Origin of the sequence: Streptomyces sp. NPDC048257 (assembly GCF_043201855.1) — a bacterium.
In the GTDB taxonomy this organism is placed as follows: Bacteria; Actinomycetota; Actinomycetes; order Streptomycetales; family Streptomycetaceae; genus Streptomyces.
Genome location: NZ_JBICZI010000022.1, coordinates 103,239 through 122,776 on the forward strand (window position 1 = coordinate 103,239; position 19,538 = coordinate 122,776).

16 protein-coding genes and 1 pseudogene are annotated in these 19,538 nt (G+C 71.1%); 11 read left to right on the plus strand and 6 right to left on the minus strand.

Translation table 11 applies throughout. From position 1 onward, the window contains the following. Nucleotides 1–9: 9 nt before the first annotated feature. From ACGFZK_RS30245 to ACGFZK_RS30260, 4 genes are read right to left on the minus strand one after another with little or no spacing between them, the layout of a single operon-like run. A complete protein-coding gene (locus tag ACGFZK_RS30245; RefSeq protein WP_393852031.1) occupies nt 10–1,689 on the minus strand; it encodes a (2,3-dihydroxybenzoyl)adenylate synthase in 1,680 nt (559 codons plus the stop codon). Nucleotides 1,690–1,736: 47 nt separating this feature from the next. After that, entirely contained in the window at nt 1,737–2,777 is a 1,041-nt protein-coding gene (locus tag ACGFZK_RS30250; protein ID WP_393852032.1) for a ketoacyl-ACP synthase III family protein, read from the minus strand. Beyond that, nucleotides 2,774–2,959, minus strand: a complete 186-nt coding sequence (locus ACGFZK_RS30255) for a 4-oxalocrotonate tautomerase family protein (RefSeq protein ID WP_393852033.1) — start codon at nt 2,957–2,959, stop codon at nt 2,774–2,776. The genes ACGFZK_RS30250 and ACGFZK_RS30255 overlap by 4 nt, the downstream gene beginning before the upstream one ends. After that, nucleotides 2,941–4,188, minus strand: a complete 1,248-nt coding sequence (locus ACGFZK_RS30260) for a DegT/DnrJ/EryC1/StrS family aminotransferase (protein ID WP_393852034.1) — start codon at nt 4,186–4,188, stop codon at nt 2,941–2,943. Before ACGFZK_RS30260 ends, ACGFZK_RS30255 begins: the two co-directional genes overlap by 19 nt. A 216-nt stretch (nt 4,189–4,404) precedes the next feature. Between ACGFZK_RS30260 and ACGFZK_RS30265 the strand changes: the two genes are divergently transcribed. Beyond that, nucleotides 4,405–5,484, plus strand: a complete 1,080-nt coding sequence (locus ACGFZK_RS30265) for an LLM class flavin-dependent oxidoreductase (protein WP_393852035.1) — start codon at nt 4,405–4,407, stop codon at nt 5,482–5,484. A 63-nt stretch (nt 5,485–5,547) separates the two neighbouring features. After that, nucleotides 5,548–5,763: pseudogene (locus tag ACGFZK_RS30270) on the plus strand (tRNA-dependent cyclodipeptide synthase); the annotation flags it as partial. Here the strand turns inward: ACGFZK_RS30270 and ACGFZK_RS30275 are convergent. Next, nucleotides 5,747–6,628 carry a BTAD domain-containing putative transcriptional regulator gene (locus ACGFZK_RS30275; protein WP_393852036.1) on the minus strand — a complete coding sequence of 294 codons (882 nt, stop codon included), beginning with the start codon at nt 6,626–6,628 and terminating at the stop codon, nt 5,747–5,749. The pseudogene ACGFZK_RS30270 and the gene ACGFZK_RS30275 overlap by 17 nt on opposite strands. Nucleotides 6,629–6,768: 140 nt before the next feature. Here ACGFZK_RS30275 and solA point away from each other — a divergent pair, with 140 nt between their 5' ends. From solA to ACGFZK_RS30320, 9 genes are all read left to right on the plus strand, one after another. Then, on the plus strand, nt 6,769–7,956 hold the full coding sequence (gene solA / locus ACGFZK_RS30280; RefSeq protein WP_393852037.1) for an N-methyl-L-tryptophan oxidase: 1,188 nt from the start codon (nt 6,769–6,771) through the stop codon (nt 7,954–7,956). Continuing rightward, entirely contained in the window at nt 7,953–8,456 is a 504-nt protein-coding gene (locus ACGFZK_RS30285; protein ID WP_393852038.1) for a flavin reductase family protein, read from the plus strand. Before solA ends, ACGFZK_RS30285 begins: the two co-directional genes overlap by 4 nt. Nucleotides 8,457–8,506: 50 nt before the next feature. Beyond that, nucleotides 8,507–9,604: a phenazine antibiotic biosynthesis protein gene (locus ACGFZK_RS30290; RefSeq protein WP_393852039.1), complete on the plus strand. Its 1,098-nt coding sequence runs from the start codon at nt 8,507–8,509 to the stop codon at nt 9,602–9,604. Further along, nucleotides 9,604–10,992, plus strand: a complete 1,389-nt coding sequence (locus ACGFZK_RS30295) for an aldehyde dehydrogenase family protein (protein WP_393852040.1) — start codon at nt 9,604–9,606, stop codon at nt 10,990–10,992. The genes ACGFZK_RS30290 and ACGFZK_RS30295 overlap by 1 nt, the downstream gene beginning before the upstream one ends. 208 nt (nt 10,993–11,200) lie before the next feature. Next, complete coding sequence (locus ACGFZK_RS30300) at nt 11,201–11,545, plus strand: phosphopantetheine-binding protein (protein ID WP_393852041.1); 345 nt, start codon at nt 11,201–11,203, stop codon at nt 11,543–11,545. Next, entirely contained in the window at nt 11,538–14,315 is a 2,778-nt protein-coding gene (locus tag ACGFZK_RS30305; RefSeq protein ID WP_393852042.1) for a type I polyketide synthase, read from the plus strand. The genes ACGFZK_RS30300 and ACGFZK_RS30305 overlap by 8 nt, the downstream gene beginning before the upstream one ends. 2 nt (nt 14,316–14,317) lie before the next feature. Beyond that, nucleotides 14,318–15,091, plus strand: a complete 774-nt coding sequence (locus tag ACGFZK_RS30310; RefSeq protein ID WP_393852043.1) for a thioesterase II family protein — start codon at nt 14,318–14,320, stop codon at nt 15,089–15,091. 17 nt (nt 15,092–15,108) lie between these two features. Then, a complete protein-coding gene (locus ACGFZK_RS30315; RefSeq protein WP_393852044.1) occupies nt 15,109–16,164 on the plus strand; it encodes an aldo/keto reductase in 1,056 nt (351 codons plus the stop codon). 43 nt (nt 16,165–16,207) lie between these two features. Further along, the gene (locus tag ACGFZK_RS30320; RefSeq protein ID WP_393852045.1) at nt 16,208–18,529 is read left to right on the plus strand and encodes an acyltransferase domain-containing protein; all 2,322 of its coding nucleotides are present in this window, start codon (nt 16,208–16,210) and stop codon (nt 18,527–18,529) included. Between the two features lie 7 nt (nt 18,530–18,536). On the opposite strand, the gene ACGFZK_RS30325 is transcribed toward ACGFZK_RS30320, so the two are convergent. Beyond that, nucleotides 18,537–19,430, minus strand: coding sequence for a LysR family transcriptional regulator (locus tag ACGFZK_RS30325; RefSeq protein WP_393852046.1), 894 nt, complete (start codon nt 19,428–19,430; stop codon nt 18,537–18,539). Between the last annotated feature and the right edge of the window lie 108 nt (nt 19,431–19,538).

Genomic DNA, 19,538 nt, shown 5'->3' on the forward strand with positions numbered 1-19,538 from the left:
GTGATCGGTTCAGCCCGCGTCCGGCACAGCCGCACGGACTGCCGCGGCGACGGGCAGGAACGCCGCCGAAGCGGGCACGCGCTCGCCACGGGCGAGGGCGGCAAGCATCTTCTTGTCGGTCTTTCCGAGGCCGGTGAGGGGGAGTTCGGCGACGATTTCGACACGATCCGGCAGCTTGTACGCGGCCAGGCCCCGCTGCTCCAGAGCCGCCTTGATCTCCGCCAGTACCGGGGCCCGGTCCACGGGGACGACGAAGGCGCAGGTGCGCTCGCCCAGGTACTCGTCGGGGTACGCCACGACGGCCGCGCGCGCCACGGAGTTCAGGGCGAGCAGATGCCCTTCGACCTCGGCCGCGGACACCTTGTCGCCGCCCCGGATGATGACGTCCTTGATGCGTCCCTCGATCACGAGGTTGCCTTCGGGCGTCAGCCGCGCCAGGTCCCCGCTGCGGTAGAAACCGTCGTCGGTGAAGGACCGGCCGTTGTGCTCCGGGGCCCGGTAGTAGCCGCGCAACGTGTACGGGCCACGGGCGAGGAGTTCGCCGATACCGCCCGCCGGTAGCTCGCGGTCCTCCTCGTCGACGATGCGGATCTCGTCCGCCGGGGAGACGGGCCGCCCCTGGGTGGTGAGGACGGTGTCCGCGGCGTCGCCTTCGCGGGTGAAGGTGAGCAGCCCCTCGGCCATGCCGAAGACCTGCTGGAGCCGGCAGCCGAAGGCTGGTTCGACGCGTGCCGCCACCTCCGGGTACAGCTTGGCGCTGCCGACCTGGAGGAAGTGGAGACTGCCCAGGTCGGCGTCGTGCCACTCGGCTGCCTCCAACCACAGTTGGAGGACGCTCGGCACCACCGAGGTGAACGTCACGGCTTCCCGCTCGATGAGGGGGAAGCAGCGCTCGGGAGTCGGGTCCTGGGCCAGCACCACGGTGCCCCCCACGGCGAGCGTTCCGACCACGCCCGGGCATCCCCAGGTGAAGTTGAACTCGACCGGCAGAACAGCGAGATACACGTCGCCGCCGACGACCGGCCCGGCCGCACGGGCGGCCCGGGTCTGGTACACGTAGTCGTCGTGCGTACGGGGGATCAGCTTCGGCAGGGCCGTGGTCCCACCGGAGAGCAGGAAGAACGCGACGTCCGCAGGGTCCGGGGCGGGCAGTTCAACGGGATCCGCGTCCACCTCGGCCAGCGGCACCACGTCGCCGTCTGCCGGCCTCCCCTCGCCCGACACGAACAGATGCTTCAGGCCGGTGACCTCGTCACGGACCCGGCGGGCCAGCGCCGCGTGGTCGAAGCCGTGGTGGCTGCGCGGGAAGACGTAGCCGACCGCATCGGACTGCGCACACAGATGGGTGATCTCCTGGGAGCGGTGGGCAGGCAGGGCGAAGACGGGCAGGGCGCCGAGTCGGAACAGCGCAAAGCAGACGACGACGAAATCGGGTCCGTTGGGAAGCTGGACCACGATCCGGTCGCCGGCCCCGATGCCACGCGCGCGGAAGCCGGCGGCCGCCCGCCGGGTCCGCAGCCCCAGTTCCGTGTACGTGATCCGGACGTCGTCCTGGACCAGCGCCGTCCTGGCGCCGTAGGCCGTGACGGCGGTGTCGAGCAGGTCCACGAGGCTCTCTCCGCGCCAATGGCCGTCGTCGCGGTAGCGGGCGGCCACGTCCTGCGGCCAGGGGGTGCATCCTTCGAGCATCGGAGAACTCTCCTTTTCGCGTATGAGGGGAGACAGGGGGACAGCGGTCAGCGGACCGGTTCGGGACCGGAGGTGATCTCCAGCAGGGCACAGGCGGCTTCCATGCCCGTGGTGAACCCGAGCATCAGCACATGGTCCCCGGGCCGTACCCGGCCGGTGCTCCAGAGGTGTTCGAGACCGAGGGCGAAGTCCGAGACGCTCGCGTGGCCGATGCGCCGGTTGAGCTCCCACGTGCCGCGGTCGGCGGACAGGCCGAGCGGGTCCAGGAGAAAGACGCTCAGGGGGTCCCGGTTGAAACCGTTGTGCACGATCCGGGTCACTCGGTCGAGCGAGCTGTCGGCCGCCGCCAGTGTGCGCTGCACGCTGTCCGCGATGAGTTCGCCGAAGTCGCCGAGGGGGATCGCGCCGCCCTCGGCCCACTTCAGCCGCCAGTGCTCCAGCCTGGCGTCGAAGTCCATCACCCGGCTCACCGGCACCTGCGGCGGCAGCAGCGGCTCCGCCCCCCGGTGCATGGCCTCCATGCCGGGCTGCGAGACGAAGTCCATGGCCAGCAGCCGGGCGAAGCCGCCGCGCCGTGAAACCACCAGTGACGAACCGGCGTCCGCGAGGACGAACATCGACGAGGAGCGCCAGCGATCCACCAGGGGCGTCTCGAAGTTGTCGGCCGCCGTCAGCAGCATCGCCGCGTCCGGGTCGGAGGATGCGGCGAGCCGCAGGGCCGCCGTCTGGAGGCCGGCCAGGACCCCGAGACAGCCGTGCTGGACATGGTGGGCGGAGATCGGCCGGTCCAGGGTGTTGAGCAGGATGTAGTGGGCCGGCGACCATCCCTCCGGTCCCTGGTGGTACGTGCTGCTGTGCAGCAGACCGAGGAAGTCCTGCGCCCGGTGGCCGGAACGGGCGACGGCGGTCCGCGCGGCCCGTACGGCCATGTCGACTGCGGGCAGGGCCGTCTCGACGGCGACCGACTCCAGGCCTGATGCCTTACGGGCCTCCTCGGTGTACCAGCCCGTGCGGACCGCCTGCTCCGTCGTGACGGAGGGCGGGAGATGGGTGCCGACGCCCGCGAGGTAGATGCCGTCGAAGTTCATGCGCCCGGCTCCCCCGCGATGCCCCAGCTCTGTCGCGGCACTCCGGTCAGCACCACCCAGGTGTGCTCGCGCACCTCGTCACCCAGCACGGCGGCCGCGGCATCGGTCAGACGGCCGATCAGCTCGGCGCGGGTGCGCTCGTCGAGCCGGTCCTGGTAGAGCTTTACGTCGATGAGAGGCATGACAGTCCTTTCACTTCAGAACGGAGAACGTCGTCGAGGGCGGCAACCAAGTGGTCCACCTGCTGCTCGGACAGCCCCGGTTGGCACGGCAGGTTGACGTGCTGGCCGAACCACAGCTCCTCGGCGACCGGGCACTCCCCGGGCCCGTGACCGCGCTCGCGCCACTCGGGCAGCAGGTGCAGTGGCAGATAGCGCAGCTGCACCTCCACGCCCCGCACGTCGAGAGCGCGGATCACGGCCTCACGCAGACCCGGCGGCCCGTCCACGAAGAAGGTGTAGAGGTGCTGGGCGTGCCGCACCCCGGGCCGGGGCTGCTGAAGACGGGTGTACGGGTGGCGGGCGACGACCTCGTCCAGCCTGCGGGCGACCTCGCGCCTGCGCTCCACCAGCCCGTGCAGCCGGTTCATCTGGACGAGGCCCACGGCCGCCGCCGCCTCGGACAGGGTGGCGTTCGTTCCCGGGCGGCGGATGTGCGAGCACACCTGCTCGTACGCGGACGATGCGTACTTCATCCAGGGCAGCAGCTCCCGACCCGTTCGCAGGCCCTGGTGGCGGGCCGGCGAGAAGTCGCCGTCCACCTCGTTGGAACGCAATCGGTCGAGGCGCTCAGCCCAGTCGTCCCGGCCTACGGTGATCATGCCGCCTTCACCGAGGGTGGTGATGTTCTTGGACGAGTGGAAGCTGAAACAGCCGATGTCACCCAGCGCGCCCGGGCGGCGGCCGTCGTACATCGCGCCCAGTGCGTGCGCGCAGTCCTCGACGACCGTGATGTTCCGGTCCCGGGTCATCGCCATGATCTCGTCCATCTCGGCGGTCCAGCCTCCGTAGTGGACCAGGAGGACGGCCCGGGTGCGATCCGTGATCAGGGACTTCAGGGTCGCCGGGTCGATGTTCAGCGAGTCGGGGTCGACGTCGCAGAAACGCACGGACACCGGCAGCCCGAGCAGCGGCTGGGCGGTCGCCTGGAATGTCTGGGGAGTGACGATGACCTCGTCACCCTCCTTCAGGTCGAGCAGGTGAATGGCCAGTTCCAGCGCGACGGTGCCACTGGTGACGGACAGGGCGTGCCGCGTACCGATGTGTTCGCGAAACCGCTTCTCGAAGCGGTCCCGGACCGATCCCGTGGACAGTGAGCCGTCCGAGGCGATCAGTTGTTCGAGCGCCTTGGCCTCGGCTTCGCCGAGGATGCTGCCACGGCTCGCGTACGGCACGGCGTAACTTCCGCGCATGACGGGTCCTTTGGCGTTGAGGTCGGGGGGTCGCTGCCGCATCCCGCAGCAGGCATGTCGGAAATCAAGCAGGCCGCCGCGCTGCGGGCAATGGGGAATGGCATTCCTGACAGCGGACTGACAGCCTGACGGGCAAATGCCCCCGACGGTTGACGGGGCGCCGCGCACCCGCTTTCCCTGGGACTGGCACACCATTCAGTTACCAGGAGGAGCGGTATGACGGAATTCGGTGTCAATTTTTTCCCAGTGGTCGATCCGGCGGTCAAATCCGCCACCTCGTACTATGACGAGACCTTGCGGCTCATCGAATTGGCCGAATCGCTGGGATTCACGCAGGCGCAAACGGTCGAGCACTACTTCTCCGCCTACGGCGGCTACAGCCCCGACCCGGTCACGCTGCTCGCCGCGGCCGCGGCCCGCACCAGCCGCATCCGCATCGCCACCGGCGCCGTAGTTCCCGCCTTCACCCACCCGGTGAAGCTGGCCGGCAAGCTGGCGATGCTCGACCACCTTTCACACGGGCGCCTCGACGTCGGTTTCGGCCGGGCCTTCCTGCCCACCGAGTTCGCCGCGTTCGGCATCCCGATGGACGAGAGCCGGGACCGGTTCGCCGAGGGCGTCGAGGCCGTGCGGCAGCTGTGGACCACCGAGGACCTGGTCTGGGAGGGGCGCTTCCACCAGTTCGGCCCCGTCACCCTGCTGCCCCGCCCTTACCAGAGGCCGCATCCCCCCGTCTTCATCGCCTCCGCCACCAGCGCGCAGTCGTGCGCGGCAGCCGGCGCCGCGGGCCACCACCTGCAGGTGGTGCCCTCCGTGACCTCGGCCGAACAGCTGGCCGGGATGCTCGACGCCTACCGTTCGGCGTGGGACGGCGCCGGTCACCCTCCCGGCGAGCGGCGCATCCAGATCAAGTTCACCTGCTACCTCGGCACGGACCGCGAGGAGGCGCACCGCCAGGCCGAGTTCTACGAGCGGCAGTACGTCGAGCACATGGCCCGTGCGGTGGCCCCCCTCGCCGCAGGCGGCTCGGCCGACTACCCCGGCTACGAGAAGTTCCTGGACAAGGCGAAGAACTACGAGTTCCAGGCGTCGCTGGCGGCCAACAAGGTGCTCGCGGGAAACCCGGACGACGTGCGCGAACAGATCGCCGCCGTCCGCGGGCAGTTCGGTGCGGACCTCTCCTTCAGCCTCCAGTTCAACCCGGGCGGACTGGCCTTCGCCCGCTCCGCCACGGCGATGGAGCTCTTCGCCGCGCACGTCATGCCCGCCTTCGCCGGACAGGAAGGGGCCGCATGAGCGAACTGCTCGACGTGTTGCGCACCCGGGTGCTCGAGCACCGTATGGGCGGGGGGAGCGGTCGTCACCCAGGCTCACCTGGAGGTGGGAATGGGCTACGTCCGGGCCGAGGCGCCGCTGTTCGTGGATTCGCCCACCGTTTTCAACGTGCCGTCATCCATGGTCTGTCACCACACAAGCACCCCACTGTCGAGCCATCTCTCGCATGAGGACTCCACCTTCCGTGTCGCACCGGGCCACGGTCACGTGATCGTCCGGCCGCCTACTCAGGAGCGCTGACCAGCGCCGTCAGTCCGTCTAACCGAGTGCGCAGGGACCGCTGCTCCGAGGCCAGCAACTGGACGAGGCCACGCAGCCGTTCAAGCTCGCCCGGCCTGCCGGCCGCTGGCCCCGGCCGGCAGGCCCCCGGCGCCGCCGCGGCCGGTCTGCTCCGCAGGGCGAGCGCCAGCTGCTCCCGGAAACGGGTCCGCCCCGGGTGTGCCGACACAGCCGCCCGCAGCTCACCGAGCACCTGCTCATGCCGCCCTGTGCGCAGAGCGGTTTCGAAGAACGTCTCCAGCGCATCCTGCCGGGCCCGCTCGTGCTCGGCGGCCAGCCCGGCGCAGATCGGCCCCATGACGCTGCCTTCCAGTACGTCGCCCCGCCACAGCGAGAGAGCCTGCCGGAAGGCCTCGTACGCGGCCTGCGGATCGTGCTCTGCGAGTTCCCGGGCTTCGGCCACGGACAGCCGGAACCGTCCGGCGTCGGTGTCGTGTTCGCCGGCCGCCAGCTCGTATCCCGTGCCGTGTCGGATCAGGCGCGGCGCATTGGCACGCTCGGGCTCCACCAGCGCCAGCCGCCCCCGCAGCCGCGACACATGGGCCTGCAGGGCATTCGCCTCCTTGGCCGGCGGGCGGTCTCCCCACACCTCACGGATCAGCTGCTCCGCGGGCACCGTGACACCTGGCTGTTCCAGGAGGGCGCCCAGCAAGGCGCCCTGCATCGGGCCGGCCAGGCGTACCCGGCGCCGGCGCCGCTCGTCGTACAGCTCGGGCACTCCAAGAATCCGGAAGAGCATCCGTTCCCCCTTGCGCTTCTCGTGGCCCGCGGTGCCGCACGGCAGCGGGCGGGACTTCCCGTCCGAGAGGACCACGGCGGGGGCCACCGGGGCCTGAGTGAGCGGTACTCAACCCGGGACGGCCCCGGCAATTGAGTACCGACCACTCACGTGCTGGACCGCGACCGCGTGGTCCGGTGGTTCGGGCCGTTCCGGCCGGTTCGGCCGCAGACGGGAAAGAGGAGCAGATGAGTCGGTGGGACGCGGACGTCGCCGTGATCGGACTGGGGGCATGGGGAGCCGCCGCGCTGTGGCAGCTCGCCTCCCGTGGCGTCGACGTGATCGGATTTGAGAGCCGCAAGCCCGGGCACGCGCTCAGTTCGTCGTACGGCGGCTCGCGGATGTTCCGCACCACCTGTCTGGAACACCCGGGGCTGGTGCCGCTGGCGAGGCGCTCGCTGGAACTGTGGCACAGGCTGCAGGAAGAGGCCGGACAGCGCCTCTTCTTCCCCGGCGGCGGCCTGCTCATCGGGCCCGAAGCGGGCGCCATCGTCGGCGGGACGCTGCGGGCGGCCCGTACGCACGGTATTGAGGTGCACAGCATGGGGGCGGCCGAGCTGCGTGAGCGGTTCCCCCGGCACACCGGCGTGCCCGGGCACCACCTCGCCGTGTGGGAGCCGTCCGCCGGCATCCTGCGTGCCGAGGACTCCGTACGGGCCGCCACCCGACTCGCCGGCATCGCCGGCGCCCGCGTGTACACCGACACCCGCGTACGCGCAGTGAAAGCGGGGGACGGCGGCGTCGTGCTGCGAACCGCCGAAGGGGAGAGCCGGGTGCGCCGGGTGGTGATCACGGCCGGGTCGTGGCTGTCGGCCCTCGTGGGAGGACTGCCGCTGGAGACCTTGCGGATGCCCCTGACGTGGTTCCGGCCGGTGGTGACCGACGGGAGCTTCGAGCTGGACCGCTTCCCGGTCTTCATGCGCGAGACCGAAGAGGGCCCCGTGCTGTGGGGCAACGGTACTGAGGGCGGGCACGAGGTGAAGTTGGGGCTGGAGGGGTACGGCCCCGGGGCCACCGCCCTCGACCCCGAGGACGACGGCGAGCGGGCCCTGCGCCCGCAGGACTGGACGGACGTGGCCCGGATGCTGCCCGGCCGGCTGCCGGGGCTGGAAGATCTGCCGGCCAAGGCGGCCGTATCGCTGTTCACCCGGACACCCGACGGTCAGTTCCTCCTCGGCGCCTTGGACGGCGACCCGAGGATCGTCGTCGCCGGCGGGTGCAACGCACACGGCTTCAAGCACGCCACCGGCATCGGCGAGGCCCTGGCCGATCTGGCCACCGGACGCACTCCCGAGGTCCCCCTCGACTTCCTTTCACCCGGCCGATTCGGTGGCCGGGTCGCGGCGAACGCATCATCGATGGAGAGCGCACTGTGAAAGCTCACGTCCCACCCACCGCGCTGACCGAGGCGCGGCATTTCCGCGAGGCCATGGCACTGCTGCCGGCCGCCCTCACCGTGGTGACCACCGTCGACGGCCTCGGCCGCCGCTGGGGGTTCACCGCCAGCTCCGTCACGTCCGTCTCGCTCGATCCCCCGCTGCTGCTGGTCGGCGTCAACCGGACGTCGAGCTGCCATGACGCGCTCGTCAGCGCTCCCGAGTTCGTCGTCAACGTGCTGGGCGAGAAGCACCGGGCCGTGGCCGCCAAGTTCGCCGCCCACGGCGTCGACCGCTTCGCCGGGGAGGACTTCGCGGACTGGCCGGGTACGAACCTGCCCCATCTGCCCGACGCGCACGCCGCGTACCGCTGCACGCGGCACGATGTCATGGCCGCCGGTGACCACCAGCTGCTGCTCGGGGCGCTCACGGGGGTCCGCGCCGAGCACCCCGGCCGCCCGCTGCTCTGGTACCGGCGGACGTTCCACACCCCGCGGTGAGCCCGTCGCGCGGCCACCGATCCATCGCTTCATGCGTCCCAGGAGGCACAGTGTCACCCGTAGACCGATCCGTGCTGGACCTGCCCTTCGATGTCGTCCCGGACCCCGACGAGTTCATCCGCGCGGCCATGGAATGGCACTTCAACCCGGAGACCGGCTCCCCCTACTGGCTGAGGCGGGCCCGGTCGCTCGACTTCGACCCCCGCAAGGACGTCAAGAGCCACGACGACCTGCGGCTCTTTCCCAACGTGGTGAACGAGCTTCGCGACGTACCCGTGACCGATCTCGTACCGAAGGGCTACGGCGCGGCGCCGCACATCGTGGGCACGTATGAGAGCGGAGGCACCACCGGTGCGCCCAAGCGCGTGATCTGCCTGCGCGACTGGATGGACCGGCTGATCGCCTGGAGCAGTGCCAACCTCGACGATCACGGTTTCCCGCGGGGTGCCCAGTGGCTCGGCGTCACGCCCTCGGGCCCCCACATCGTGGGCCGCATCTTCGAGGAGTCCGCCACCACACACGGCAGTCTCGGCTTCCGGATCGACCTCGACCCGCGCTGGGTGAAGAAGCTGATCGCCTCCGGCAGGCGGGACCTGGCCGACGACTACGCCGAACACGTCGTCGACCAAGCGGCATTCATCCTGCGCACCCAGGACATCGGCGTCATGACGATCACCCCGCCGCTGCTGGAGCGGCTCGCGCGCCGCGACGAACTCGTCGACCTCGTCAACGAGAAGGTGAAGGCGATCCGCTGGGGAGGCACCCAGATGGACGCCGACACCCGGCACCTGTACCGCACCGAGGTCTTTCCGGGGCTGAAGCTGTACGGGCACTACGGCAGCACCATGATCCTGGGGATAGCCGGACAGCGGTTCGACGCGGACGAGGACGCCTGCGTCTTCGACACGCTGTCGCCGTACGTGACCTTCTCCGTCGTCGATCCGGCCACAGGCGCGCCGGTGGCCCACGGCACCCGCGGGCAGGTCGTGATGAACCACGTCAGCAAGGGCCTGCTGCTGCCCAACAACCTCGAACGCGACCTCGCCACCCGGGTCGAGGCGCCCGCTGGGCACGTCGGCGACTCGGTCCAGGACATCGCCCCGGTGGCGCGGTTCGACGAGGAGGCCGTCATCGAGGGGGTCTACTGATGGCACGTACCCCGGGATCCGGGCCCGGTCCCCTCGTCCTGGACGTACTCGGCCCGGGAGGCCCCTACCGGGCGCGCAACCGCCAGGTCATTTCCGATCTCACGGGCAGCCCGGCCATCGAACTGGGCCTGGCTCCCCGGGTGTTCGTGAGCAGAGCCATGAGTGCCCTGCGTGCGGCCACCCCGCTGCCGTTGGACGAACGGGTCGCGGCCATCGCCCGTGCGGGCGAGCTGTTCGCCACGGCGGAACTCGGCGGACTCACCCCGGCCGCCTACGAGTACGCCGTCAGCCGGGTCGCCGGCATACCGCTCCCCGTGGTCCGCACGGCCACCCGGACCCTGGCCCGCCGTGCCGCCGACATCTACCGAGGCATACGGTTCGCCCGTCCCTGGGGAGCCGCAGAGGACTGGCGGGACCCCCTGACCCGCACCGGACGACCGGTGTGGGCGCGGCGGGGCGAGGTTCTATCCGTGCATGCCGCGGGCAACCACCCCGGCACGCACAGTCTCTGGCCCGAAGCGCTCGCCCTGGGCTACCGGGTGGCGGTGCGGCCCTCCCGGCGGGAACCCCTGACCCCGCACCGGCTCGTCCTGGCCCTGCGCGCCGCGGGATTCCCCGACGACCACGTGATCCTGCTGCCCACCGAGCATGATGCCGCCGAGGTCATGCTGCGCGAGGCCGACCTGGGTTACGGCAGCGACGAGGTCATCCGGGAGTTCGCCGACGACCGGGGCGTGCTGCCGTTGACCCCGGGCCGCAGCAAGATCCTCCTGACCGCCGACGTCGACTGGTCCCGCCATCTCGACACCGTCGTCGACTCGATCGCGCACCACGGCGGCACGGGCTGCGTGAACGCCACCGCAGTGTTCGTCGAGGGCGATCCGGCACCCGTTGCCGAGGCCCTCGCCGAGCGCCTCGCCGCCCTGGTGAGCCTGCCTCCGCAGGACGAGAACGCGCTGCTGCCGGTACAGGCCGTCGGATCCGCCAGGGTCCTGGAGAAGTACGTACTCGGCCGGGCCGAGGGCGCGCGGCCTTGGCTGGGAGGCGACGGCTTCGTCGACGAACTCGGCGACGGCAGCGCAGTCCTGCGTCCTGCGGTCTTCGAGCTCGACCGCCCGGACGCGCCCGAGGCCGGTATCGAGGTCCCGTTCCCCTGTGTGTGGGTCGCGCCCTGGAACCGAGACGTCTGGACGGCGCCACTGCGGGACACCCTGGTCCTGAGCGCCTTCACGAGCGACGAGCGGCTTGTCGACGCGCTCTTCCACGAACCGACGATCAGCAACCTCCATCTGGGAAACCACCCGACCCACTGGACCGACACCGGCATGCCCCACGACAGCTACCTGTCCGATTTCCTGATGCGCAGCAAAACCGTGCTGCGCGGCTGAGCGTTGCCTTTCCCGATCGGCGTCGGCGACCGCCCGCACAGCGGCCCGCCGATGCCTTTCGGCATGTCCGCCCGGACTCTGTCCCCGCATAACGAGTGGTTCTGCCTCTCAGGGAATGTAGCTATTGGACTTCTGGATCCGGCGCTTGGAGGATCGAATGGCCCGACCGCCCCTGTGGTTCCCGTAGAAGAAGAATTGGAGTGGCATCGTGACATCCCAGTCGCCCTTACCGGAACGGCGGAGCGAGAGCGTCGTCGCCGAGATCTGGAGCGAGGTTCTCGAACTGCCGCACGTGGGGCTCCAGGACAACTTCTTCGATCTCGGTGGACACTCCCTCCTGCTGAGCGTGGTCCGCGAAAGAATCGCCCTGCGCCTGGGCCATGACGTGCCACTGGTCGAGCTCTTCGCCCACCCCACGGTCCGCGACCTTGCCCGGTACCTCGACCAGGGCGTCACCGGCGCAGCCGCACGCGCCGCGATCAGGCCCCGGACGAGCGGCCGCGCCCGGCTCGCCGACCGCCGGGCGGCACTCGGGGGAGGCACGAGTGACTGACTCCGGCCAGAACCTCGATGAGAGCGGCCACGTCGCCGTCATCGGCATGGCCGGCCGTTTCCCGGGCGCCCGTGACATCGACGAGTTCTGGCACAACCTCGCCTCGGGCCTCGACACCATCACCCGGGAGCCGGTCCGGCCGGTGCGCACCGGCGCCGTCCCGTCCACGGGCGGCCCGACCTATGTGCCGGCCCGGGGCCTGCTGGAGCGCCCCGAGTGGTTCGACGCCGGGTACTTCGGCTACTCCGACGACGAAGCCCATGTCCTCGATCCGCAGTACCGCGTCTTCCTGGAGTGCGCCGTCGCCGCTCTCGAACACGCCGGTCAGGATCCCGACCGCTGCCCGGGACCCGTCGGTGTGTACGGCGGATCGACGGAGACCGCCCATCTGCAGACGGTGCAGGACCAGCGGGAACGTTTCCCCGACCTGACCGACGACGACCTTCTGCTCGCTGCCGCACCGGAGTTCCTGGCATCCCGTACCGCCGAGCGGCTGGGCCTGAGCGGACCCGCGACAACCGTGCAGTCCGCCTGTGCCACCGCTCTCGTGGCCGTCCACCTGGCCGTCCAGGGGCTGCTCGGCGGCGATTGCGACCTGGCCCTCGCCGGCGGTGTCGCCGTGCACGTCCCACCGAAGCAGCCGGGGTACAGCGAGGACGGCATCCTCTCCTCCGACGGAGTAACCCGCACCTTCGATGCCCGGGGCGACGGCACCGTGGCGAGCAGCGGCGTCGGCATGGTGGTCCTCAAACGCCTCACCGACGCCCTCACCGACGGCGACAGGGTTCTCGCCGTGGTCCGGGGCTCTGCCGTCACCAACGACGGTTCGGCACGGATCGGCTTCACGGCCCCCAGCATCGAGGGTCAGTCGGCCGCAATCCGAGCCGCTCAGCTCACCGCCGGCGTGGACCCCGGGACCATCACGTACGTCGAGGCGCACGGCACGGCGACCCCGCTCGGAGACCCGGTCGAAGTGGCCGCCCTGACCCGGGCGTTCCAGCAGCACACCGACGAACTCGGTTTCTGTTCCATCGGATCCGTCAAGAGCAACATCGGACATGCCGACACCGCCGCGGGCGCGGCCGGCCTCATCAAGACGATCCTCGCGCTGGAGAATGCGGCGATCCCGCCCAGCCTTCACTTCCAGGAACCCAACCGTCAGATCGACTTCGCCTCGGGCCCCTTTCGTGTCGCCACCCGGTACACCCCGTGGCACCCCCGTGTCGGCCCCCGGCGCGCAGGGGTCAGTGCTTTCGGTATCGGTGGGGTCAACTCTCATGTCGTATTGGAAGAGGCCCCCGCGCCCCGGTCCGCCGCCCCAAGCCGGTCGGAGCAGCTCCTCGTCGTGTCCGCGCGGACACCGGCGGCCCTGTCCGTCGCCGCAGCCAACCTTGCCGCCTTCTTGAGGAGCGCGCCGGAGACGGTGCTCGCCGATGTGGCGTGGACCCTCCAGACCGGCAGGCAGGAACATCCGTACCGTGCCTTCACCGTCGCCGGCCGGGCCGCCGACGCGGCAGCCGCACTGAGCGCCCTGGCGGGCGGAGCCGCGGACGTCACCAGCGCGACAGCACGCGACCGCGAGGTCGTTCTGCTCCTTCCCGGCATCGGCGGGCGGCCCGGACCCGGGTGGCACCCGCTCGCCGAGCCGGAGTACGAGCGGTCCTTCGCCGCCTGCCTCGACGCTCTCGCCCCCGAGCAGGCCGCCGCCGTACAGGAAGCCCTGTCCAGCCCCCGTCAGGACCGGCCGTCCGACCTCGCGGTCCACGACATCTGCGTGTTCGCACGCGAGTACGCACTCGCCAGGCTGTGGATCCGCTGGGGCGTGCGGCCGGCCGGCGTCTGCGGAACCGGGACGGGAGCCCTCGTTGCGGCCGTCCTGGCGGATGTCCTCGACCTGCCCGACGCACTGCGGCTGCTGCTGGCCCGGGCCCGGTGCGCGGAGCCGGGGAGGGAGGACACCCTCATCGGCCCGGTCCGTACGATCGCGGTCAGGCAACCCCGTATCCCCCTGTTCTCCGCCCAGGACGCGCGCTGGCGCGACGGGGTCGGGGCGAGGCCCGACGCCGTCTGGTGGGCACGGGAGTGGTCCGGTGCGGCGCGCGGGGACGGCGTGCTCGCCGCACTGCTTTCCGAGGATCGGGCGGAGGGCCGCCTGTTGCTCCAGCCGGGGCCCGGAAGGGTTGCGTCCGGCCCGGCTCGGGGCGGGCCGTCGCTGTTGGCCCCGCTCGCCGATTCCAAGGGCGGCGGCGCGCTCGCCTCCGTACTGGACACGCTCGGGCAGTTGTGGGCCGGCGGCGTCCCCGTCGACTGGAGCGGCGTACACGGCGGGGCCCGCAGGGCCAAGGTACCTCTGCCCGGCTACCCGTTCGAGCGTCGTCCCTACCTGCTGCGGCCGCCGGAGCCCGTCGCCGGGACCGGACGCGGCGCGGACCTCTCCCTCACGACTCCGCGGTCAAACACGGCAGTCCCGTCCGCCCCCACGGGGGAGGCGGCCGATGAAGGTGGCCCCGATGGCGGTACCCTCCCGCTGGTCCTGGACCTGTTTCGCCGCGTTCTGGCCCTGCCGGACGTCGACCCCGACGACAGCTTCTTCGACCTCGGCGGCGACTCCTTGATCGCTGCCCGGGTTCTGGCCGAGATCCGTGAACGCCTGCCCGTCGAGATCACCGTGAAGTCCCTGTTCGCGGCCCCCACAGCCTTCGAGTTCGCCGAATTCCTGGATGCCGAGCTCCCTGGCGGAGGTCTTCCCTCCCATGGAACGCAGGAGTGAGCGTGCCGGAACCCACCAGCCCCGCTGCCCGGGGCGCCGTCCCCAAGGGGACCCGCTGGCTCGCCTGCCGGGACAGCAAGCCCGGCGCCACGGTCGAGCTGTACTGCTTCGCCCACGCCGGCGGCTCCGTCGGCGAGTTCCTGCGCTGGTCCGGTGAACTGCCCGGGGTGCGGGTGCTGGGCGTGAAGATGACCGGGCGGGCACCCCGCGAGAAGGAGCCGCCCTTCACCCGCATGACCGACCTGGTGGCCACCTTGGTGGAACAGGTCGACTTCGGGCCCGGACCCTTCGCCTTCTTCGGTCACAGCCTCGGCGGGCTCGTCGCTCACGAGGTCGCCCGTGCCCTGCGTACCGCCGGCCGTCCCCAGCCGACGCGGCTCTTCATGTCGTCCGTGCAGCCTCCGCCGATCGTCAGCCGGCGACCGGTGCACGGCCTGCCCCAGGCCGAGCTGCTCGCCGAGATCGAGCACCGGTGGGGAGCGCTGCCCGCCGCCGTCCACGAGGACGACGAATTGCGCGACATCGTCCTCGGCTACTTCCGGGCCGACATGGAGATCGCAGAAACCTACGCGTTCGTCCCGGAACCCCCGCTCGCCGTCCCCGTCACCGCCTTCGTCGGTGACCGGGAGGACGGCGACCTGACCGGCTGGCGGGCTCATACCCGCGGGACCTTCGAGCACCGCACCCTGCGCGGTGGTCATTTCTACTTCCGCGACCCCGAACAGCGGCGAGAGCTGCTGCGCCACGTCCACCGGGCGCTTGGCACCGAGCACTGAGCGACAGAGGAGGCGCCATGCGCTACACGACCTTCGGACGCACCAACGGTCTACGGGTGTCCGAGCTGGCCCTGGGAACGGCCAACTTCGGTTCGTCCTGGGGCGGCGGGGCCAGCCGGGACGAGTCCAGGAAGATGTTCGAGCGTTTCGCCGAGGCAGGCGGCACGTTCATCGACTCCGCTGACAGCTACCAGATCGGCCAGTCGGAGCAGCTCCTCGGCGAGCTCATCGGCAACGACCGTGACCACTTCGTGCTGGCTACCAAGTTCTCGCTGGGCCACACGCGTCCCCACGTATCCACCACCGGCAACAGCCGCAAGAACATCATCCGGTCGGTCGACACGAGCCTCAAGCGCTTGGGCACCGACTACATCGACCTCTACTGGGCCCACCTGCCGGACACCGTGACCCCCGTCGAGGAGATCCTGACCACCCTCGACCATCTGACCCGCGCCGGCAAGATCCTGTACGCCGGGTTGTCGAACTTCCCCGCCTGGCGGGTGTCACGCGCGGTCACGACGGCAGAACTGCGTGGCTGGAGCCCACTGGCGGGCATCCAGTTCGAGTACAGCCTCGCCGAGCGCAGCGCGGACCGGGAACTGCTGCCGATGGCGGAGGCACTGGGCCTCGGCACCGCGCTCTGGGCCCCGCTGGGCGGCGGGCTGCTCACCGGAAAGTACCGGGAGAGCCGACGGGGCAGGCTCAGCGACTGGGAGGGGCGCGGCATTCGTACGGAGGACTGCGCGCAGCGCGTGGAGGTGGTCGACACCGTCCTCTCGGTGGCAGCGGCGACGGGGCTGGAGCCCGCCCAGGTGGCGGTCGCCTGGTTGCGGTCACGGGCCGGCTCGGCCGCGACCGCCGTGGTGCCCATCATCGGCCCGCGCAGCGTCGACCAGCTGGAGACCTACCTGTCCGTGCTGGACGTGACCCTCGAAGAAGCTTCCTTGCGGCTACTCGACGAAGCCAGCGCCGTACGCCCGGGCGCGCCGCACGAACTGGTGGCCAACACCCTCGATTCCGTGCTCGGCGGAGGGGCCGGCCGCATCACGCGTCAGCCCGTACCAGTGGCGTGACGTGGGGACATCACACATGCACAGGACGAGGGAGGAGTGTGACATGAACGCGATCGATCCGGACCACGACGATGCTGCCGTTGCCATCGTCGGCATGGCCGTCCGGTTCCCGGGGGCGGACGGCATCGCCGCATACCAGGCCCGATCCCGGCAGGGCTCCCGACCTGAACCCGTACTGGAGGATGCGGACGCCTTCGACCACACGTTCTTCGGGGTCTCGCCCGGCGAGGCGCTCATCACGGATCCGCAGCAGCGGGTCCTGCTCGAATGCGCCCAGCACGCCCTGGAGGACGCGGCCTGCGATCCGGCTGTGGAGCCAGGCGTCATAGGCGTCTACGCCGGATGCGGCGGTACGCCGCATGCCGCACGACTGCGGCGCGAGATGCACAGGCTGCCCTTCGCGGACGACTGGCAGATCAGGATCGCCACGGGCGCGGACTTCCTCGCCGCCCGCCCCGCGTACAAGTTGGGCCTGGCCGGGCCCGCGGTGACGGTGCAGGCGGCAGGAGCCACGATGCTCCTGGCCGTGCACAGCGCGGTGCAGGCGCTCCTCGCGGGCGAGTGCGACATCGCGCTGGCGGGAGCGGTCACCGTCCGCCCGGCGGTCGCGGACCGTGGGCAGTCGGTGGGTGGCTGCGGGGTCGTCGTGCTCAAGCCCCTGCGCGCGGCGCTCGAAGCGGGCGACCGCCTCCATGCCGTCGTCCGAGGGACGGCGGTCGGCAGCGGGAACGACCCCGAACGGATCGCGCGGCAGGCCCGCGCGGTCGCACGGGTGCAGGCCGAAGCGGTCGCGGCCGTGCGGGCCGACCGCCCGCAGGCTCCCGGGGCGGTAACGGACACCATGCCCGGCGTCGCCGCTTTCCTGGACGCCGTGCTGGCCGTGGCGCCCGACACGGCGCCCGCCGACGCCGACGCACCAAGACTGATCGGGGTGAGTGCCCCAGGGCCGCACGGACTGCACGCCCATGTCGTGGTGGCGCGGCCGCCGCGCCCCCACCGCGCCCAGCCCGAACCGGACGGGGCGCAGGACTGGCAGCTGCTCCCCCTCTCGGCGCGTGACGCAACGGCCCTCGACGACCTGACCGTCCGGCTCGGGCAGCATCTGGCACGGCTACCCCAGGAGCCCGTGCGGGACGTTGCGTGGACGCTCCAGACCGGGCGGGCCCGGTACGCGCATCGCCGGTTCGTGGTTGCCCTCGGTACGGATGTCGCCGCGGCGGCGCTGACCAGTGGAAAGCGCCGTCTGACCCCGTCCGGTACGGCTCCGGAGGCAGCTCGCCCCCTCGTCATGACCTTCCCGGGCCAGGGCGGCCAGCACGTGGGTATGGCCCGCACGTTCTACCGGATCGACCCCGGCTTCCGCGCAGACGTCGACGCCTGCGCCGAACTGGCGGGGCCCGCGCTCGGACTCGACCTGAGGTCCGTCGTCGACCCGGGTGGCGACGACGAGGACGAGCGGGCGCGCCGTGCGCTCACAACCATCGAGGTCGGCCAGCCCGCAGTCTTCATGGTCGAGTACGCACTGGCCAGGGCCCTGCAGCGGTGGGGCGTGCGGCCGGCGGCGGTCGTCGGGCACAGTCTCGGTGCGTACGCCGCCGCCTGCGTCGCCGGCGTATTCTCCTTCCCCGACGCGCTCGCCCTCGTGGTGGAACGGGGCAGGCTGCTGCAGAGCCTTCCCTCGGGATCGATGGCAGCCGTCGGGCTGTCCGAGGCCGAAGTGCTCGAGCTGCTGCCGGAAGGGCTCGGCATCGGTGCCGTCAACGGGCCGCGGCAGGTGGCCGTCTCGGGGCCGACCGAGCTCGTGGAGCGCTTCGTTCGGGAGTTCCCGCGCGAAGGCGTCGAGGTGAAGCTCCTGAAGATCGCCACAGCGGGTCACTCAGCCCTCGTCGAGCCCATCCTCGACCAGTACGAGGCGTACATGGCCGGCCTCAGGCTCAGCAGGCCGCAGGTGCCCGTCATCTCGGATACCACCGGCACCTGGGCTGACCCGGGCGACATCGCGACGCCCGGCTACTGGCGGCGGCACCTGCGCCACGCCGTGCGGTTCGATGACGCCCTCGGCACGGTTGCGCAGGTGCCCGGGGGCATCCTGCTCGAGGTGGGGCCGGGGATGACGCTGACGTCTCTCGCCAAGCGCCACCCCGCTCTGGAGGGCCCGGACCGTCTCATGCTCCATACCCTGCCGCACCCGGCGGACGAGACGCCCGAACTGAGCATCCTGCTGACGGCCCTCGGCCGGCTCTGGATCGCGGGCACGGAACTGGACTGGGCCGGTCTGCCTTCAGGGGGCGGCCGCCACCGGGTCCGGCTGCCCGGGTACCCGTTCAGGCGTACGAGGTTCGACCTGGACGCAGCTGCCCACTGATCGGCCTTCAGCCGGCCGACTGCGCAAGACCCCGGCGGGCGTGTTCGATGAAGGCGCGCGCTGCCGGGCTGGTCGGACCTTCGGAGCGCCATGCCAGCGCCAGTCGGCCCCTCAGGTGCTCGTTCTCGATGACCACCGTGCGCAGCTGCTGCGCGTGGGCGCGGGCGAACGGCCGCGGGAGGACGGCCAGCCCCAGGCCCCGGGCCGCGAGCTGCACCAGCACCAGCGGGTCGCTGGCCTCGAAGGCTATCCGGGGCGTCGCGCCCGACGCTGACCAGGCCGCCTCGACGGACGTGCGCAGACCGGTGCCCGGCGGCAGACAGATGAGCGTCTCGTCGCGCACGTCCTCGACGGACACCCGTCCGCGGCGCGCCAGCGGGTGGTCGCCACTGACCGCACCGACGAACAGTTCGTCGGCGATGACCTGGACGGCCAGACCCGTCGGAGGCTCGGTCGCCATGCCGATGACCGCGACGTCGAGCCGACCCGACCGCAGGCCTTCTGCGAGGTGGTCCGAGTTGCCCTCGGCCAGGGACATGTCGACGGACGGGTGCAGTTCGTGGAACTCGGCCAGCAGTTTCGGCAAGGACAAGTGGGAGGAGGAGGCGACCGTCCCGATGGAGACCTGACCCCGTACCAGGCCGGTGAGGTCGTCGACGGCGAGCCGGGCTCCGGCCACGGCGGCCAGGGCGGCCCGAGCGTACGGCAGCACGGCGACGCCCACGTCCGTCAACTGCACCTGCCGGCCGCTCCGGTCGAGTAGTTCCTGTCCTAATTCGCGCTCCAGCCGACGGATTTGAGCACTTACACCTGGCTGCGCCACATGCACGCGCGCGGCACCTTTGGTGAAGCTCGCCTCCTCGGCCACGGCGACGAAATATTCCAACTGGCGCAGTTCCATGAGCGCCGAGTCTAAAGGTTGTCCTATGAGTGAGTTCTCCTGGCTGGTGTCGCGTGTCGAGGGTGAGGTGTTCCTGCCGGGCGGGGACGGTTTCGATGCGGAACGCAT

Coding starts and splice junctions, on each gene's coding strand:
- ACGFZK_RS30250 (WP_393852032.1), bottom strand. CDS start 2,777: ATGAACTTCGACGGCATCTACCTCGCGGGCGTCGGCACCCATCTCCCG.
- solA (WP_393852037.1), top strand. CDS start 6,769: ATGAGTCGGTGGGACGCGGACGTCGCCGTGATCGGACTGGGGGCATGG.
- ACGFZK_RS30255 (WP_393852033.1), bottom strand. CDS start 2,959: ATGCCTCTCATCGACGTAAAGCTCTACCAGGACCGGCTCGACGAGCGC.
- ACGFZK_RS30315 (WP_393852044.1), top strand. CDS start 15,109: ATGCGCTACACGACCTTCGGACGCACCAACGGTCTACGGGTGTCCGAG.
- ACGFZK_RS30295 (WP_393852040.1), top strand. CDS start 9,604: ATGGCACGTACCCCGGGATCCGGGCCCGGTCCCCTCGTCCTGGACGTA.
- ACGFZK_RS30245 (WP_393852031.1), bottom strand. CDS start 1,689: ATGCTCGAAGGATGCACCCCCTGGCCGCAGGACGTGGCCGCCCGCTAC.
- ACGFZK_RS30265 (WP_393852035.1), top strand. CDS start 4,405: ATGACGGAATTCGGTGTCAATTTTTTCCCAGTGGTCGATCCGGCGGTC.
- ACGFZK_RS30325 (WP_393852046.1), bottom strand. CDS start 19,430: ATGGAACTGCGCCAGTTGGAATATTTCGTCGCCGTGGCCGAGGAGGCG.
- ACGFZK_RS30260 (WP_393852034.1), bottom strand. CDS start 4,188: ATGCGCGGAAGTTACGCCGTGCCGTACGCGAGCCGTGGCAGCATCCTC.
- ACGFZK_RS30320 (WP_393852045.1), top strand. CDS start 16,208: ATGAACGCGATCGATCCGGACCACGACGATGCTGCCGTTGCCATCGTC.